At 71.7% G+C, this 16550-nt stretch carries 19 protein-coding genes; 7 read left to right on the forward strand and 12 right to left on the reverse strand.

Going from position 1 to position 16550, the window contains the following annotated elements:
- Positions 1-83: 83 nt before the first annotated feature.
- Positions 84-956 (reverse strand): menaquinone biosynthesis protein, encoded by an 873-nt coding sequence (locus OG937_20295; GenBank protein ID WUD73862.1) that lies wholly within the window; start codon positions 954-956, stop codon positions 84-86.
- Positions 957-1262: 306 nt separating this feature from the next.
- Here OG937_20295 and OG937_20300 point away from each other — a divergent pair, with 306 nt between their 5' ends.
- Both OG937_20300 and OG937_20305 read left to right on the forward strand, forming a co-directional pair.
- A complete protein-coding gene (locus OG937_20300) occupies positions 1263-1466 on the forward strand; it encodes a cold-shock protein (GenBank protein ID WUD73863.1) in 204 nt (67 codons plus the stop codon).
- A 428-nt stretch (positions 1467-1894) separates the two neighbouring features.
- Positions 1895-2914, forward strand: a complete 1020-nt coding sequence (locus OG937_20305; protein ID WUD73864.1) for a MaoC/PaaZ C-terminal domain-containing protein — start codon at positions 1895-1897, stop codon at positions 2912-2914.
- Positions 2915-2974: 60 nt separating this feature from the next.
- Here the strand turns inward: OG937_20305 and OG937_20310 are convergent, their stop codons facing one another.
- From OG937_20310 to OG937_20330, 5 genes are all read right to left on the reverse strand, one after another.
- Positions 2975-3274 (reverse strand): DUF4229 domain-containing protein, encoded by a 300-nt coding sequence (locus OG937_20310; protein WUD78823.1) that lies wholly within the window; start codon positions 3272-3274, stop codon positions 2975-2977.
- A gap of 108 nt (positions 3275-3382) precedes the next feature.
- Entirely contained in the window at positions 3383-3901 is a 519-nt protein-coding gene (locus OG937_20315; GenBank protein WUD73865.1) for a GNAT family N-acetyltransferase, read from the reverse strand.
- 159 nt (positions 3902-4060) lie between these two features.
- The gene (gene mqnE / locus OG937_20320; GenBank protein WUD78824.1) at positions 4061-5224 is read right to left on the reverse strand and encodes an aminofutalosine synthase MqnE; all 1164 of its coding nucleotides are present in this window, start codon (positions 5222-5224) and stop codon (positions 4061-4063) included.
- 47 nt (positions 5225-5271) lie between these two features.
- Complete coding sequence (locus OG937_20325) at positions 5272-5727, reverse strand: Lrp/AsnC family transcriptional regulator (GenBank protein WUD73866.1); 456 nt, start codon at positions 5725-5727, stop codon at positions 5272-5274.
- Positions 5728-5808: 81 nt separating this feature from the next.
- A complete protein-coding gene (locus tag OG937_20330; protein ID WUD73867.1) occupies positions 5809-6498 on the reverse strand; it encodes a UbiX family flavin prenyltransferase in 690 nt (229 codons plus the stop codon).
- A 262-nt stretch (positions 6499-6760) separates the two neighbouring features.
- On the opposite strand from OG937_20330, the gene OG937_20335 reads away from it, so the two are divergent.
- Both OG937_20335 and OG937_20340 read left to right on the forward strand, forming a co-directional pair.
- Entirely contained in the window at positions 6761-7297 is a 537-nt protein-coding gene (locus OG937_20335; GenBank protein ID WUD78825.1) for a rhomboid family intramembrane serine protease, read from the forward strand.
- A 42-nt stretch (positions 7298-7339) separates the two neighbouring features.
- Positions 7340-7969 carry a DUF4870 domain-containing protein gene (locus OG937_20340; protein ID WUD73868.1) on the forward strand — a complete coding sequence of 210 codons (630 nt, stop codon included), beginning with the start codon at positions 7340-7342 and terminating at the stop codon, positions 7967-7969.
- A gap of 30 nt (positions 7970-7999) precedes the next feature.
- Here OG937_20340 and OG937_20345 read toward each other — a convergent pair whose 3' ends face one another.
- Positions 8000-8923 (reverse strand): 4-hydroxybenzoate octaprenyltransferase, encoded by a 924-nt coding sequence (locus OG937_20345; GenBank protein WUD73869.1) that lies wholly within the window; start codon positions 8921-8923, stop codon positions 8000-8002.
- Complete coding sequence (locus OG937_20350) at positions 8920-10371, reverse strand: menaquinone biosynthesis decarboxylase (GenBank protein ID WUD73870.1); 1452 nt, start codon at positions 10369-10371, stop codon at positions 8920-8922. Before OG937_20350 ends, OG937_20345 begins: the two co-directional genes overlap by 4 nt.
- An 88-nt stretch (positions 10372-10459) precedes the next feature.
- Here OG937_20350 and OG937_20355 point away from each other — a divergent pair, with 88 nt between their 5' ends.
- From OG937_20355 to OG937_20365, 3 genes are read left to right on the forward strand one after another with little or no spacing between them, the layout of a single operon-like run.
- Complete coding sequence (locus tag OG937_20355) at positions 10460-10870, forward strand: PLD nuclease N-terminal domain-containing protein (protein WUD73871.1); 411 nt, start codon at positions 10460-10462, stop codon at positions 10868-10870.
- A 21-nt stretch (positions 10871-10891) separates the two neighbouring features.
- Positions 10892-11338 (forward strand): nucleoside deaminase, encoded by a 447-nt coding sequence (locus tag OG937_20360; GenBank protein WUD73872.1) that lies wholly within the window; start codon positions 10892-10894, stop codon positions 11336-11338.
- Positions 11335-12288, forward strand: a complete 954-nt coding sequence (locus OG937_20365; GenBank protein ID WUD73873.1) for an isopenicillin N synthase family oxygenase — start codon at positions 11335-11337, stop codon at positions 12286-12288. The genes OG937_20360 and OG937_20365 overlap by 4 nt, the downstream gene beginning before the upstream one ends.
- A 27-nt stretch (positions 12289-12315) precedes the next feature.
- Here the strand turns inward: OG937_20365 and ccsB are convergent, their stop codons facing one another.
- The 4 genes from ccsB to OG937_20385 are packed head-to-tail and all read right to left on the reverse strand — an operon-like array spanning position 12316 to position 16548.
- Positions 12316-13398 (reverse strand): c-type cytochrome biogenesis protein CcsB, encoded by a 1083-nt coding sequence (gene ccsB / locus OG937_20370; protein ID WUD73874.1) that lies wholly within the window; start codon positions 13396-13398, stop codon positions 12316-12318.
- Positions 13395-15167: a cytochrome c biogenesis protein ResB gene (locus OG937_20375; GenBank protein ID WUD73875.1), complete on the reverse strand. Its 1773-nt coding sequence runs from the start codon at positions 15165-15167 to the stop codon at positions 13395-13397. The genes ccsB and OG937_20375 overlap by 4 nt, the downstream gene beginning before the upstream one ends.
- 3 nt (positions 15168-15170) lie before the next feature.
- Positions 15171-15929, reverse strand: a complete 759-nt coding sequence (locus OG937_20380; protein WUD73876.1) for a cytochrome c biogenesis protein CcdA — start codon at positions 15927-15929, stop codon at positions 15171-15173.
- A gap of 1 nt (position 15930) precedes the next feature.
- On the reverse strand, positions 15931-16548 hold the full coding sequence (locus OG937_20385; GenBank protein ID WUD73877.1) for a TlpA family protein disulfide reductase: 618 nt from the start codon (positions 16546-16548) through the stop codon (positions 15931-15933).
- Between the last annotated feature and the right edge of the window lie 2 nt (positions 16549-16550).

Below are 16550 nucleotides of genomic sequence, written 5' to 3' on the forward strand. Positions count from 1 at the left end.
CACCCCAGCCGGGGCCGTCGCCGATCGTAGTGGGCCCGCGGGCCGGGCCCGGGCCGGCGGCGGGCTGCCGCCGGCCCTGCGGATCAGCCCCCGGCGCCCAGCAGTTCGACGCGCGCCTGCGCCGGGAAGCCCACCCGGCGGGCGAACTCGGCGATGCCGGTGAGCTGCTCGGGGCCGAGCGAGAAGTCCAGGGTGGTGAAGTAGCGCTGGAGGGTGCCGGCGTCGAAGGCCTCCCAGCGGGCGGCCTGTTCGGCGACCTTCTCCACCTCCTCCATGCTCAGGTCGCGGGAGGCGAGGAAGGCCTGGTGCACCTCGTGCACCACGGCGGGAAGGGCCTCCAGGTAGTCGCGGCGGGCGGCCCAGACGGCGAAGACGAAGGGCAGCCCGGTCCACTCCTTCCACATCAGCCCGAGGTCGTGGACCTCCAGGCCGAGCCGCGGCGCGTCGTGCAGCGAGGCGCGCAGCGCCGCGTCCCCGATCAGGACGGCCGCCTCGGCCTCCTGCATCATCAGCGAGAGGTCGGGCGGGCACGTGTAGTACTCGGGTTCGACCCCGTACTGCTCGGCGAGCAGCAGCTGGGCCAGGCGGACCGAGGTGCGGCTGGTGGAACCGAGGGCGACCCGGGAGCCGTCCAGCGCGCCCAGCGGCACTTGGCTCACGATCACGCAGGACATCACCGGCCCGTCGCAGCCGACGGCGATGTCCGGGAGCGCGATCAGCTCGTCGGCGTTCCGGAGGTACTCCATGAGGGTGATCGGGCCGACGTCCAGGTCCCCGGAGACGAGCTGGGCGCTGAGCTTCTCGGGCGTGTCCTTGGTCAGCTCCAGGTCGAGCAGGGCACCCGTTCGGGCGAGCCCCCAGTAAAGGGGTACGCAGTTCAGGAACTGGATGTGCCCGACGCGGGGCCGGGCCCGGCGCACACCACCGGCGGAGGGAAGAGGCGCAGATTTGTCCACATCAGGAGGCTAGACCCCCGCCCCCGGGATCTTGCGGCGGGTACCGGCCTCCCACGCCGGGCCGTCGCAGTCCGGCACCTCGTCCACGCCGCGTTCGCGCGTCCCGCGGCACGGCTGAAAACCGATCTTGTCGCTCTTCCCCGCCGCAGATGCTCCGTGCTACTGTCGTCGCAAGTTGCAGTTTGGTTTCCCTTGCAGTACAGAGCCTGCGGAGCATGTGACCGCGGGCTTTTGTAGTTTTCAGACTTCTTGCAGTGCGCAGGGCAGGTTCTGGAGCAGGGCAACCCTTTGGCCCAAGGAGGGCTTATGGCTACCGGAACCGTCAAGTGGTTCAACGCCGAGAAGGGCTTCGGCTTCATCGCCCAGGACGGCGGCGGCCCCGATGTCTTCGTCCACTACTCGGCGATCAACGCCTCCGGCTTCCGTTCGCTGGAGGAGAACCAGGCGGTGACCTTCGACGTCACGCAGGGTCCGAAGGGCCCGCAGGCCGAGAACGTCTCCCCCGCCTGATCGCGGACTGACACGTCGCACCCAACGAGCAGTACCCAAGGAGCCCCGCACGGTCGTGCGGGGCTCCTGCCTTTGCAGGGCCCCGGTCAGAACGCGGCGCAAAGCACCTCGATCTCCTGTGCGAATTCGGCGGCGACGACCGCCCGGCGCGGTTTCCTGGACGCGGTGGGATGCCCCGACCGCTGAATTCGACGGGGAGCACGGCGAAACGGCCCAGGGACTCGGCACGGTAAACGGTGGAATGCGCGTCGTCCACGGCCGAGTGGAGGTCGACCGGCAGTTCCGCGTCGGAGACCAGGGCGCCCGGTCGGGCCCCGGCCCTGTGACGCATCCGCTTCCGGCGCTCACGCCGGGGCTGTTACTTTCGGTAACATCACGTGTGGGTAGACCACCCACCGACCGCCCACCGACCCGCGCGGGAACCCACGATGCCCCTGCTCCTCACCTTCGCCCGAGGCGTACTGACCGGCCTCGGCAAGCACCCGGCCGCCGACGCGCCGCTGCCCGCCGGTCACATGACCGCGCCGGACGTCCGGGTGGACCCCCGGCGGCTCGCCGCGTACGCCGAGGTGTGCGGCTTCCCCCCTGCGGAACGGCTCCCGCTGACCTACCCGCACGTCCTCGGCTTCCCGCTCGCCGCCCGGCTGATGGCCCGGCGGAGCTTCCCGCTGCCGTTGCTCGGCCTCGTGCACACGTGGATCGAGATCGTCCAGCGGCGCCCGCTGCTGCCCGGCGACCGCCCCGACATCACCGTGCACGCCGATCAGTTGCGCGTCCACCGGCGCGGCGTGGAGGTCGTGCTCGTCACCGAGGCGTCCGTCGGCGGGGAGGTCGTCTGGCGCGACCGCAGCGGCTACCTCGCGCGGACCCGCGCGGGCGGTACGGGAGGCGGGGCCCCGGTCGGCGGCGGCACCGCGGCCGCCGAGGGGGCGGAACTGCCCGCCGTGGCGCAGTGGCGGCTCCCCGCCGGCCTCGGGCGCCGGCACGCCGCCGTGTCGGGTGACTGGAACCCGATCCACGTCCATCCGCTGACCGCGCGGCCGCTCGGCTTCCCCCGCGCCATCGCCCACGGGATGTGGACCGTCGCGCGCTGCGCCGCCGAGGCCGTGCCCGAGGACGCCGAAACGGTCACCCTGCGGGCCGAGTTCAAGGCCCCCGTCCTGCTGCCCGCCACCGTCACCTACGCGGCCTCGGCCCCGGACCCCTCCCGGCCGGGCAAGGGAAGGAGCTTCGTCGTCCGCTCCGGGGACCGGATCCATCTCACCGGGACCGTCGGACCCTGGGGTCCAGGCGCGGGCGAGCGGGGCGGCGGTGTCCTCGGGCCCGGGACGGACGCCGAAGGCGCCGGACGCGCCGTTGGCCGGTCGGCCGGGGACTCCGCGGCCAGGAGCCCCTCGCGCAGGGCGTCCGCCTCGGCCGCGAAGGGCTCGCCGGCGGTGCGCGCCTGACGGTGGAGGACGGCTCAGCCGTCGGGGTGGCCGGCGGTGTGCGTCCCGGCCTCCGGTGTGTCAGCCGCGCTGCGCCGCCGCACGCGAGGCGTCGTCCGCCTCGTCCTCCTGGGAGGCGCTGGCGGCGAGGTTGGCCTTCGTGCGCTCCACGCGCTCGGCGACCTGCACGGAGGCCTCCTCGCGCACCCCGCGCAGCACGACGAAGCTGAGCGGCGCGCTGATCACCAGCGCGAGCAGCATCACCCACAGCAGGTTGGAGTCGCCGAGGCCGGCGGGCAGCACGTGGACGTAGACCAGGCCCCAGATCGCCAGGAAGCAGGCCGCGAACAGGCCGAGACGCATCAGGGAGTAGCGCAGCATGGGGCTCGGCTTCCAGCTCACGGTCGTAGCCACTTCCTTCGTTCCCTCGTTCCGGCCTGCGGGAGGTACCGGACGTACCCGTATCAGTGAAGCACGGGCCCGGAAGGGTCAGGTCAGCGGGAGCCACATCGTGATGTCGTCACGGTCGTCACCTGCGGCGACGCGTATCGCCGCAGGGACACGCCCGACCTCCTTGTAGCCGGCCGAGGCGTAGAAGCGCTCCAGACCCATGCCGCCGCGGCAGGTGAGCTTCAGCCCCTCCAGTCCGAGGTCGCGGGCGGACCGCTCCGCGGCCTGCAGCAACTCCGCGCCGTTCCCGCGGCCCTGCAGGGACGGGTCGACCATCACGGTGTACAGCCAGGCCCAGTGCCTCATCAGGCGGTGGGTGTTGAAGGTGAGGAAGGTCGAGGCGGCCAGCCGGTCGCCGTCGAAACCGGCGACCATGTGCGCCCTGCCCCCGGACAGTGCCGCGTAGTGCCGTTCCGCCTCGAGGGCCACGTCGGCCCGGGCCACGGGCGCGACGAAGCCGACGGCGCCGCCCGCGTTGGAGACGTCGGTCCACAGGGAGACGAGCTGTTCCCGCAGTTCGGGGGTGAGCTCGGGGTCGAGGGTGAAGCGCAGTGCCATGGCGCACACCCTAGGCATCGAGGCTGACACCGATCGACGGGCGTCCGGCCGCCGGACGACGTCAGGGTGAAGGGGAGGCCTCGAAGCCCCCGCGTGAGTTCCGGGGGCCGGGAAATGTGCGCTGGGCGTGCGCCGTCGCGCGACGGCGCACGCCCGGGCTCACAGACGCATCGGCTGCGGCGACTCGCGGCGCGCCGCGTCGGGACCCGGGTACTCGCGGATGATCTCGTACCGGGTGTTGCGCTCCACCGGACGGAAGCCCGCGTCCTGGATGAGCTCCAGCAGGTCGTCGCGGGTGAGCTTGTTGGGCGTCCCGTAGTTGTCGGCGTCGTGCGTGATCTTGTACTCGACGACCGAGCCGTCCATGTCGTCCGCGCCGTGCTGCAGCGCGAGCTGGGCGGTCTGCACGCCGTGCATGACCCAGAACACCTTCACGTGCGGCACGTTGTCGAACAGCAGCCGGGAGACCGCGAAGGTCTTCAGCGCCTCGGCGCCGCTGGCCATCGTGGTGCGCGCCTGGAGGGTGTTGCGGACCTTGCCGTCCTTCAGGTCCACGAAGTCGTGCTGGTAGCGCAGCGGGATGAAGACCTGGAAGCCGCCCGTCTCGTCCTGCAGCTCGCGCAGCCGCAGCACGTGGTCCACCCGGTGCCGGGGCTCCTCGATGTGCCCGTACAGCATGGTGCACGGGGTCTTGAGGCCCTTCTCGTGCGCCAGCCGGTGGATGCGCGACCAGTCCTCCCAGTGGGTGCGGTGGTCGACGATGTGCTGCCGCACCTCCCAGTCGAAGATCTCGGCGCCGCCGCCGGTCAGCGACTCCAGGCCCGCCTCGATGAGCTCGTCCAGGATCTCGCTCGCGCTCATCCCGGAGATCGTCTCGAAGTGGTGGATCTCGGTGGCGGTGAAGGCCTTCAGGGAGACGTCCGGCAGCGCCTCCTTGAGCGCCTTCAGCGAGCGCGGGTAGTAGCGCCACGGCAGCGTCGGGTGGAGGCCGTTGACGATGTGGAGCTCGGTGAGGTTCTCGCCCTCCATCTCCTTCGCCAGCCGGACGGCCTCCTCGATGCGCATCGTGTAGGCGTCCTTCTCCCCCGGCTTGCGCTGGAAGGAGCAGTACGCGCAGGAGGCGGTGCAGACGTTGGTCATGTTGAGGTGACGGTTGACGTTGAAGTGGACGACGTCACCGTTCTTCCGCGTCCGCACGTGGTGGGCGAGACCGCCCAGCCAGGCCAGATCGTCGGACTCGTAGAGGGCGATGCCGTCCTCGCGGGTCAGCCGCTCACCCGCGTAGACCTTCTCCTCCAGCTCGCGCTTGAGCCCCGCGTCCATCGCCCGCCTCGCCTTCACCATCCGTAATCGACCGTCCGACCTTACGCCTAGATGCTCTCGGGAAGTTCCCCGACCCGGTTCTCCCACTTCGTGGAGAGCACGATGGTGGTGCGGGTCCGGGCGACGCCCTTGGTGCCGGACAGCCGGCGGATGGTGTGCTCCAGGCCGTCCACGTCGGGGACGCGCACCTTGAGCATGTACGAGTCGTCGCCGGCGATGAACCAGCAGTCCTCGATCTCGTCCAGGTCGCGCAGCCGGGTCGCCACGTCCTCGTGGTCGGCGGCGTCGCTGAGCTGCAGGCCCACCAGCGCGGTGACCCCCAGGCCGAGCGCCGCGGGGCGGATCGTGGCGCGGTAGCCGGTGATGACACCGGCCTGCTCCAGCCGGTTGATCCGGTCGGTGACGCTCGGTCCGGACAGGCCCACCAGCCGGCCCAGCTCGGCGTACGAGGCCCGGCCGTTCTCACGGAGGGCCTGGATGAGCTGCCTGTCCACCGCGTCCATCAGACTGGACCCCTTCATTCGTGCCGCGACTGCGCTGTCAGGACAAGAATCTAAGGCATGAACGGGGATGTGCCCTGCGCATCAATCCGCGGCAGCCCCGTCGACCCCGGCCCCGGCGGCCCCCAGCTCGCCCTCCCAGCGGCGGTACAGCTTGTGCGGCACCCGTACGGCGTCCAGCGCGCGGCCGGCGACGAAGTCGACCAGGTCCTGGATGTCCCTGGCCCCGGCGTAGAAGGCGGGCGAGGCCGGCAGCACCACGGCGCCCGCCTCGTCCAGCGCGACCAGGTGCCTCAGGGTCTGCCCGCCCAGCGGCGTCTCCCGTACCGCGACCACCAGCGGCCGGCGCTCCTTCAGGGTGACGCTCGCCACCCGCTGCAGCAGGTCCTTGGAGAGCCCGAGGGCGACGCCCGCCACGCAGGCGGTGCTCGCCGGCACGATCAGCATCCCCTTGACCGGGTACGAACCCGAGCTCGGCCCGGCCGCGAGGTCCCCGGCGGACCAGTGGCGCACCCGGCTCAGATCGGTCTCGAACCGGTCCGGGGTGCCGTCCGCGCCGCGGGCCAGCCAGCGGGCCAGGTCCTCGCGCCAGTGGGCGTCCCGGAAAGGCGACCCGGTCTCGTCCAGGACGGTGAGCCGGGCGGCCCGGCTGACCACCAGGTCCACCGCCTCGCCGGCGTGCAGCAGCGCCCGCAGCACCGCCGCGGCGTACGGCGTCCCGGAAGCCCCGGAGACCCCGACCACCCACGGTGTCCCGCGTTCGCTGTCGTCCATGCCGCGAGCCTATCCGGCCACCCGTGGCACGACCCCGGCCGGTCCGGCTGGGCGGAATGGACGAGTGGGCCCGGGAACCGCCGCGGATGCCGTCGTCGTTGTCTACCGTGAGGGGAGCCCGGCCGGACCGGCGGGCGGTCCACCACCACGAGGGGGGCCTGTGGCGTACGAACCCATCGCCGGCCATGACGCCGGTGACGCCCGGCGGCGTGTCCGGGGCGACGCCGCTCCGGGAGAGCGGGCGAAGACGGCCGCGGCGATCATGTTCATCTGGGTGGGGCTGCTCTGGCTGATCGAGTGCGTGGACGTGATGACCCATCACGCGCTCGACACCTTCGGGATCGTGCCGCGGCAGATCGGCGAACTGCGCGACATCATCCCCGCCGCGTTCATCCACTTCGGCTTCGACCACGTCGCCGCCAACAGCCTGCCGCTGCTGGTGCTGGGCTTCCTCGCGGCGCTGCGCGGCACGACCCGCCTGCTGAGCGTGGTGTTCGTCATCGTCATGGCGAGCGGCGGCGGGGTCTGGCTGGTGGCGCCGCCGCACACCAACACCGCCGGCGCCTCCGGCGTCGTCTTCGGCCTGTTCGGGTACCTGCTGGTGCGCGGCTTCGTCGACCGGCGCCTCATCGACATCGCGGTCGGGCTGGTCGTCGCGGTGGCGTACGGCTCGATCCTGTGGGGTGTCCTGCCGACCGCGCAGGGGGTCTCCTGGCAGGGCCACCTCTTCGGCCTCCTCGGCGGCGTCGTGGGCGCCTTCCTCTTCCGGGACCGCCCCGCCGACGGGCTGATCAGATGAGGCCGTAGGATCCGGGGACCAAACGACGGGGGGCGGTTCTCCATGACCGATTTCAGCAAGCACGACGACGTACCGCCGCGGGACACCGTGCCGCCCGTGCCACCGCAGCCGGGTCCGGCGCAGGGGCCCCACGCCATGCCGTCGCCGCCCCCGCCGTACCCGCCGCCCGCACCGCCGCAGCCCCCGTACGGCTACGGCTACGGCCACGCCCAGGGGCCGCTGCCGTTCCCGCCCCCACCGCTGCGGCCGCCCACCACACCGGCCATGTGGGCCCACCTGGGCGCGCTCCTCACCGTGGTGGCGGGCAGCAGCATGTGCTGCCTGGGCTGGGCGCTGGCCTGGGTGACCCCGCTGGTCATCCGCTCCAACGAGCGCAACAAGCACGACCCCTTCATCCGGCACCACGCCGCGCAGGGGATCAACTACGGCATCACCGCGGCCATCGCGGGCCTCCTGGGCATCGTCGGCTACGTCGGCGGCATCGCCTCCGTGGCCGCGTACGACCACGGCGGACCGGTCTGGCTGCCCTTCGTGGCCTTCGGCCTGATGGCCCTGGCCGCGCTGCACCTCCTGACCGGGGTGATCTTCTGCATCATCGGCAGCACCAAGGCCAACGGCGGCCAGTGGTGGAGCTACCCGAAGTTCGTCGCCCTGCCGTTCGTGCGCCGCTGACCCGGCGCGACCGCGCCGGGCGCGGGGGCGTCACACGCCCAGGCCGCGCACCGCGAGGTCGAGCAGGGCGCACAGGAACAGCGCCATCCCGATGAAGCCGTTGACCGTGAAGAACGCCCGGTTGAGCCTGCTGAGGTCGCCGGGCTTCACGATGCTGTGCTCGTAGACGAAGGCACCGCCCACGATCAGCATGCCGACCCACCAGAAGGCCCCGGCGCCGACCGCCAGTCCGTACCAGACAAGCAGCACGGTCGTCACCACGTGGCTCACCCGCGCCCCGTACAGCGCGCCGTCGACGCCGAAGCGGGCCGGCACCGAGCGCACCCCGTGGGCGCGGTCGGCGGCGACGTCCTGGCAGGCGAAGATCAGGTCGAAGCCGCCGATCCACACGCCCACCGCGAGGCCGAGGACGACGGCGTCCCACGACCAGGAGCCGGAGACCGCGAGCCAGGCGCCGACCGGGCCCATGGCCTGGGCGAGGCCGAGGATGGCGTGCGGGTAGTCCGTGAACCGCTTGCCGTACGGGTAGACCACCATCGGGACCACCGCGATCGGCGCCAGCGCCAGGCACAGCGGGTTGAGCAGCGCGGCGGCGCCCAGGAAGAACACCACGGCGATCAGCGCGCCGGTCCACGCCGAGCGCACGGACACGGCGCCGGTGACCAGTTCGCGTCCCGCGGTGCGGGGGTTGCGGGCGTCGATCTCGCGGTCGATGATCCGGTTGCACGCCATCGCGAAGGTGCGCAGGCCCACCATGGCGACGGTGATCAGGAAGAGCTGCCACCAGTGGACGGACCGGTCCTGCGCGAACATCGCGCTGAGCGCGGCGATGTAGGCGAAGGGCAGGGCGAAGACCGAGTGCTCGATCATCACCAGCCGCAGGAACGCCCGGACCTTGCCGTCCGGGCGCGGGGAGGGTCCGAAGAGATCCGGAGTCGCGGATTCGGCGCTCACAGGCCGTACTCCTTCCAGCGGCGGTCGACCTTCGCGGCGGTCTCTGGGTCGGAGAGCACCATCTCGGGCCAGCCGCCGTCGCGGGTGTAGCCCTCCTCGGGCAGCTTCCGGGTCGCGTCGATGCCTGCCTTGCCGCCCCAGAACTGCTGGTAGGAGGAGTGGTCGAGGTGGTCCACGGGACCTTCGACCACCGACAGGTCACGGGCGTAGTCGGTGTTGCCCAGCGCCCGCCAGGCGACCTCGTGCAGGTCGTGCACGTCGCAGTCGGCGTCGACCACGACGATCAGCTTGGTCAGCGACATCATGTGCGCGCCCCAGATGGCGTGCATGACCTTCTGGGCGTGCTTCGGGTACTTCTTGTCGATCGAGACGATCGCGCAGTTGTGGAAGCCGCCCGCCTCCGGCAGGTGGTAGTCCACGATGTCCGGCACGATGACCTTCAGCAGCGGGAGGAAGAACCGCTCGGTGGCCCGGCCCAGCGGGCCGTCCTCGGTCGGCGGCCGGCCCACCACGATGGACTGCAGCAGCGGCCGGCGGCGCATCGTCACGCAGTCGATGGTCAGCGCCGGGAAGGGCTCCTGCGGGGTGTAGAAGCCCGTGTGGTCGCCGAACGGCCCCTCGGGCAGCATCTTCCCGGGCTCCAGCCAGCCCTCCAGGACCACCTCCGCCTGGGCGGGCACCTGCAGCGGCACCGTCTTGCAGTCGACCATCTCGACGCGCCTGCCCCCGACGAAGCCGGCGAGGAGGTACTCGTCGATGTCGCCCGGCAGCGGCGCGGTGGAGGCGTACGTCACGGCGGGCGGACAGCCGAACGCGATGGCCACCGGGAGCCGTTCGCCGCGCCGCTGGGCCACCTGGTAGTGGTTGCGGCTGTCCTTGTGGATCTGCCAGTGCATCCCGATGGTGCGGCGGTCGTGCCGCTGCAGCCGGTACAGGCCCAGGTTGCGGACGCCGGTCTCGGGGTCCTTGGTGTGCGTCAGGCCGAGGTTGAAGAAGGAGCCGCCGTCCTCGGGCCAGGTGAACAGGGCCGGCAGCGCGTCCAGGTCGACGTCGTCGCCGGTGAGGACGACCTCCTGGACGGGGGCGTCCTTCACCTTCTTCGGCGGTACGTGCGTCATCCCGGCGAGCTTGCCGAAGGCCTCGCGGACGCCGACGAAACCGTGCGGCAGCTCCGGCTTGAGCAGCCCGCCGATGCGGTCGCCGATGTCGGCGTAGGACTTCAGGCCGAGCGCCTTCAGCAGCCGGCGGTCGGTGCCGTACACGTTCATCGCCAGGGGCATCGAGGAGCCCTTGACGTTCTCGAACAGCAGCGCCGGGCCGCCCGCCTTGTTGACGCGGTCGACGATCTCACCGACCTCCAGGTACGGGTCGACCTCTGCCGTGACGCGCTTGAGGTCCCCCTCCTTCTCCAGGGCCCTCAGCAGCGAGCGAAGATCGTCGTAAGCCATGCGGTCCAGTATCCGGCACGCACTACCCTGGACCCGTCACCGGGGCCCTGCCGCGCCCCGCCGTCGCTGCCTGGGGGGCACTCCCGCGATGATCCGGTACATCCCGTTCCTGCTGGTGCTGGCGTTGTGGATCTACGCCTTCATCGACTGCCTCAACACGCCCGAGGAGCAGGTCCGCGGCCTCCCCAAGGTCGTGTGGGTCATCGTCATCCTGCTCTTCGGAGAGGTGCTGATCGGGCCGATCGCCTGGCTGGTCGCCGGCAAGCACCGCACCGCGCCGGCCGGCGGCAGCACGCCCGCGGAGTGGCACCGCAACCACCGCACGCAGTGGGTCGCCCCGGACGACAACCCGGAGTTCCTGCACTCGCTGCGCGAGGAGAACAAGAAGGACGAGCAGCTGCTGAAGAGCTGGGAGGCCGACCTGCGCCGCCGCGAGGAGGAGCTGCGGCAGCGCGAGAACGGCCCGGCCGACGGCCAGGACAACCAGCCCCGCGGCTGATCCTGCGGGACACTGGGCGTCATGGACGACGCGCAGACGATGCTGGCGACCGCCGTCGCCGAGGCCCGGGCGGGCCTCGCGGAGGGCGGGATCCCCATCGGGGCGGCCCTGTACGGCCCGGACGGCCGCACGGTGCTGGGCCGCGGCCGCAACCGCCGTGTGCAGGACGGCGATCCGTCGATGCACGGCGAGACGGCTGCCTTCCGCGCGGCCGGGCGGCAGCGCACCTACCGCGGGACGACGATGGTGACCACCCTGTCGCCGTGCTGGTACTGCAGCGGCCTGGTCCGGCAGTTCGGGATCTCCCGGGTCGTCATCGGCGAGGCCCGCACCTTCCACGGCGGCCACGACTGGCTGGCCGAGCACGGCGTGGAGATCGTCCTGCTGGACGACCCGGAGTGCGTGGCCCTGATGACGGAGTTCGTCGCGGCCCGCCCCGAGCTGTGGAACGAGGACATCGGCGCATGATCCCCACCATCGACCTCGGGCCCTGGCTCACCGGTGACGCCGCCGGCCGCGCCCGCGTCGCCGCCACCGTCGACGAGGCGCTGTGCTCGGCCGGCTTCCTGCTGGTCACCGGGCACGGCGTCGACCCGGGACTGCGCGCGGCGATCCGGGAGGCCGCCCGCGGCTTCTTCCGGCTGCCGGCCGCCGTCAAGGAGCCGTACGCGGTACGGGTCGGGGGCCGCGGCTGGCTGGGCCAGGGCGCGGAGGCCAACGGCTACGCGGAGGGCACGGCCACCCCGCCGGACCTGAAGGAGTCCTGGTCGTTCGCCGCCGAGGAGCCGACCGGTGACCCGGCGGTGGACGCCGAGTGGTTCCTGCCGAACCTCTGGCCGGCCGAGGCGCCGCGGCTGCGACCGCTGGTGGACGCGTACGTGACGCACATGCGCGATCTCTCCGACCACCTGCTGGAGCTGCTGGCCGCCGCCCTGGGCGGACCCGGGGACCTCTTCACCCGGCACACCCGCCACCCCACCTGGGGCTTCAACATCAACTGGTACCCGGGCACCGACGTGGTCGGACCGCCCGAGCCGGGCCAGTTCAGGATCGGCCCGCACACCGACTTCGGCACGGTCACCGTGCTCGACCGCCAGCGGGGCAAGGGCGGGCTCCAGGTGCACACCGGCGAGGACGGCTGGCAGGACGCCCCCTGGGAGCCGGACTCCTTCACCGTCAACATCGGCGACCTGATGGCCCGCTGGACCGGCGACCGCTGGCGTTCCGGGCGGCACCGCGTGCTGCCCCCGCCGGCCGACGCGCCGGCGGAGGAGCTGATGTCGCTGGTGTGGTTCTACGAGTGCGACCCCGGCACCCGCGTCACGCCGCTGCCCGCGCCCGTCGGCAGGCACGCGTACGAGCCGGTGGACTCGCACGCGTACCTGCGGGCGAAGCTGGACGCCATCGGCCTGGGCTGACCCCCGGCCGGAGCCGGACGCCGGGGCTCAGACGCCGGCGTAGGAGTGCTTGCCGGTGATGAAGATGTTCACGCCGTAGTAGTTGAACAGGAAGCAGGCGAAGGCGAGCAGCGCCAGGTAGGCGGCCTTGCGGCCCTTCCAGCCGGCGGTGGCGCGGGCGTGCAGGTAGGCCGCGTAGACCACCCAGGTGATGAAGGACCAGGTCTCCTTGGGGTCCCAGCCCCAGTAGCGGCCCCAGGCCGCCTCGGCCCAGATCGCGCCGGCGATGATCGTGAACGTCCACAGCGGGAAGACCATGGCGTTCACGCGGTACGCGAACTTGTCCAGGCTCGCGGCCGACGGCAGGCGGTACATGATGTTCGCCCAGGTGCCCTCGGCGGTGCCCGAGGCCGCGAGGCCGGTCTCGTAGCGGTCGCGGAAGAGGTAGAGCACGTTCGCCACCGCGCCCAGGTAGAGCACCGCGCCGGAGATGATGGCGCAGGAGACGTGGATCCACAGCCAGTAGGAGTGCAGCGCCGGGACCAGCTGGTCGCTGTCGGTGTAGAGGACCGAGACGGCGAGGCCGAGGTCGAGCAGGACCGTGGTGGTCAGGAAGAGCCCGATCCAGCGGACCTTCTTGCCCAGCAGGAGCAGCACCAGGTAGGCGGTGACCGCCGTGGCGCCGAAGGTGGTGGAGAACTCGTACATGTTGCCCCACGGGGCGCGCTGCACCGAGAAGGCGCGCGCCGCCACGGCGGCCACGTGCAGCGCCCAGGCCAGCACGGTCAGGGACACCGCGATGCGGCCGTAGAGGTCGCCCTGCTCGGTGTCGCCGGCCGCGCCGGGGCCGTCGGCGAAGCCGCGGTCACTGGCGGAGGCCCGGGTGACGACCTTGGGACGCGCCAGGGTGGCGGTGCCGCCGCCCTGCTTCACGGTCACGGTGACCGCGGGCGCGGACCCGGCGGCGCCGGGGGCGAGCGCGGCGGAGGTCTTGGCGACCTTGCTGCGGCTGCCGAAGACCCACTCCGCGATGTAGGCGAGGAAGGCCAGCGTGTAGACCGCCATCGCCGAGTAGATCAGGTAGTTGCTGAGGTGGGCGACGTTCTCGTTGACCGCGGCAGCGATGGTCACGCGCGCGCTCCTTCGTCATCGGGCAGGGGTTCTTCTGAGGGTTCGGGATCCGCTTCGGGCAGCGGCGGGGCCGTGGCCGTGAGGTCGGCGGCGAGCTCGCCGAGCTCGTCGGCGATCCGAGCCGACTCGCTGCGGCCGAGTCCGGCCAGCTCGACGACGGTGACACCGTCCGCGCCGCGCACCGCGCGCACCCAGACCCGGCGGCGCTGGATGAACAGCGATCCGGCCAGGCCGAGGATGGCGGCGACGGCACTCACCAGCGCCCAGCCGTTGCCGGCCTGGTGGGAGACCTGGAAGGTGGCCCAGGTCTTGACGCCGTCGAAGGTGAGCGAGCCGTCGCCGTCGGGCAGCGCGAGCGTCTCCCCCGGCTTCATCGCCTTGCTCACGATCCGGCCGTCGGCGTCCTTGAACTGCTTCATCTTGTCGGTGTCGAGCTGGTACACGTTCTGCGGCAGACCGGCGTCCACGCCCAGGTCGCCGTGGTAGGCGGTGAGGATCAGCGCCGGGTAGTCCAGGGCCGGGAAGGACGAGTGCGGGCCCTGCTGCGCGTTCAGCGCGAAGGTCGGGGTGAACAGACCCTGGAAGCCGTACTGGGTCTTCTTGTCGGCGTGGTCGCGGACGTCCATCGCCTTGATCACGCCGACCGAGGTCTGGTTGCCGTCCTGCGGCAGGAACGGCACCGGGCCCTGGAAGACGACGTTGCCCTGACCGTCCTTGACGGTGACGACGGGCGCGTAGCCGTGGCCGATCAGGTAGACCTTGGAGCTGCCGACCTCCAGCGGCTCGTTGACCTCGATCGCGGACTTCGTCTGCTTGCCGCCCGGGCTCGTCCAGTAGCGGATGTTGGCGCGGAAGGTGCGCGGGGTGCCCTTCTGCGGGCCGCTGCGCGCGTACGAGGCGGTGAAGCCGTCCAGCTTGAAGCCGAAGGTGTCCAGGTCGTCCGCGTCGTAGAAGGTGCCCGGCTTGAAGTCGTCGTACTGGGTGAGCGTGTTGTTGAAGCCGTCGCCCTCGACGATCAGCTTCCCGCCCTCGGCCTTGAACAGCCCGCCCACCGCGAAGGAGATCAGCAGGCCGAACAGGGCGATGTGGAACAGCAGGTTGCCGGCCTCGCGCAGGAAGCCCTTCTCCGAGGCGACCGCCGTACCGGTGACCTGGGTTCGGAAGCGGCGGCCGCGGAGCGCACGCCGGGCGGCGGCGAGCACCGCGTCCGGCTCGGCCTCGGTGCGCCAGGTCGCGTACGCCGGGAGCCGGGTGAGGTTGCGCGGGGCGGCCGGCGGCCTGGCCCGGAGCTGGCCGACGAACTGCCAGCTGCGCGGGACGATGCAGCCGGCGAGCGAGACGAACAGCAGGATGTAGATCGCCGAGAACCACACCGAGCTGTAGACGTTGAACAGCCCGAGCTTCTCGTAGAGCGGCGCCAGGGTGGTGTGGGCGTCCTTGAAGGTCTGCGCCTTGATCTCGTCGACGCTGGTCTGCGGCACCAGCGAACCGGGGACGGCGGCCAGCGACAGCAGGAAGAGCAGGATCAGCGCCACCCGCATCGAGGTGAGCTGGCGCCAGGTCCAGCGCGTCCAGCCCCACACCTCGCGCCCGGTCCAGGCGAGTCCGCCGGCCGTACCCGGCCTGCGGACGCCACCGAAGGAGCCGGGCACGACCTGGCCGAGGTCCTCGACGGGCGCGGTCGACAGCTGTGCGCCGGCCGCGCCGAGGTCGGCACCGGCGTCCGCCGCCGCGTCGGGGGGTGTCCCGGCGGTGTCTTTGGAGCTCATGGATCAGATCCCTGGAGTGAAGCCGGACGACCAGATCTGCATCTGGTAGACGATGTGGTCCCACACGCCGGTGACGAGCAGCAGGCCGACAGCGACGAGCATGCCACCGCCGAGGCGCATCACCCACACATAGTGGCGCTTGACCCAGCCGAAGGCGCCGAGCGCACGGCGGAAGGCGATGGCGGCCAGTATGAACGGCAGGCCGAGGCCGAGGCAGTAGACGGCGGTGAGCAGTGCCCCGCGGCCGGCACTGGCCTCGTTGAAGGCGAGGAAGTTGACGGCGCTCAGCGTCGGACCCAGGCACGGCGTCCAGCCGATGCCGAAGAGCACACCGAGCAGCGGCGCCCCCGCCAGACCCATCGCGGGCCTGCGGTGGAAGCGGAACTCACGCTGGGTGATGCCGCCGACCACCCCCATGAAGGCGAGCCCCATGACGATGGTGAGCGCGCCGAGCACCCTGGTGATGACCACCTTGTGCTCCAGCAGCGTCGTGCCGAAGTTGCCGAACAGCGCGCCGCCGGAGACGAAGACCGCGGTGAAGCCGAGGACGAACAGCGACGCGCCCACGAACATCCGGCCGCGCCGGGCCTCGGCCAGGTCGGTGCCGGTGACGCCGGTCACGTACGACAGGTAACCGGGGACGAGGGGCAGCACGCACGGCGAGAAGAACGAGACCAGGCCGCCGAGGAGCGCGACCGGCACGGCGGCGAGCAGGGCGCCGTTCACCACGGTCTGGTTGGCGCCGGCGGCGAGTACGCTCACGTCACTTCTCCGCGATCACCGGGTCGAGGACCTCGTGCAGTTCGTCGGCGCCGAGCTCCTTCAGCGCGCGCACCGCGATCTTCCCCTGGCGGTCGATGATCAGCGTGGAGGGAATGGCCTGCGGGTTGACGCTGCCCTTGGGGAAGCGCAGCACCAGGTCGCCGGACGGGTCGTAGAAGCTCGGGAAGGGGATGGCGAATTCCTTCTCGAATGCCTTGGCCTGCGCGGTCTGCAGATCCCGGGTGTTGATGCCGATGAACTGCACGCCCTGCGACTCGGTCTCCCTGGCCACCTTGGCCAGGTGCGGCGCCTCAGCCCGGCAGGGCGGGCACCACGAGCCCCAGATGTTGAGGACGACGACCTTGCCCTTGTGGTCGGCGAGGCTGAGCGGGGCTCCTTCGACGGACTTCCCGCTCAGCTCCGGCGCGGCCACCCGGTGGCCCGGCTTGACCGTGGAGATCTCACCGGTGCCGCCGACGTAGTTCGTTCCGGGGCCGGTGCCGTCGGAGGACGCGGTGGAGGTCGAGCAGGCCGTGACGGCCAGCGCGAACGCGGCTGCTCCGGCGAGTGCCGCGGCACCGCGGAGCGGACGGCGTCGGAGGGCGCGCGTAGGACTCATGT

The organism is Streptomyces sp. NBC_00510, assembly GCA_036013505.1.
GTDB lineage: Bacteria > Actinomycetota > Actinomycetes > Streptomycetales > Streptomycetaceae > Actinacidiphila.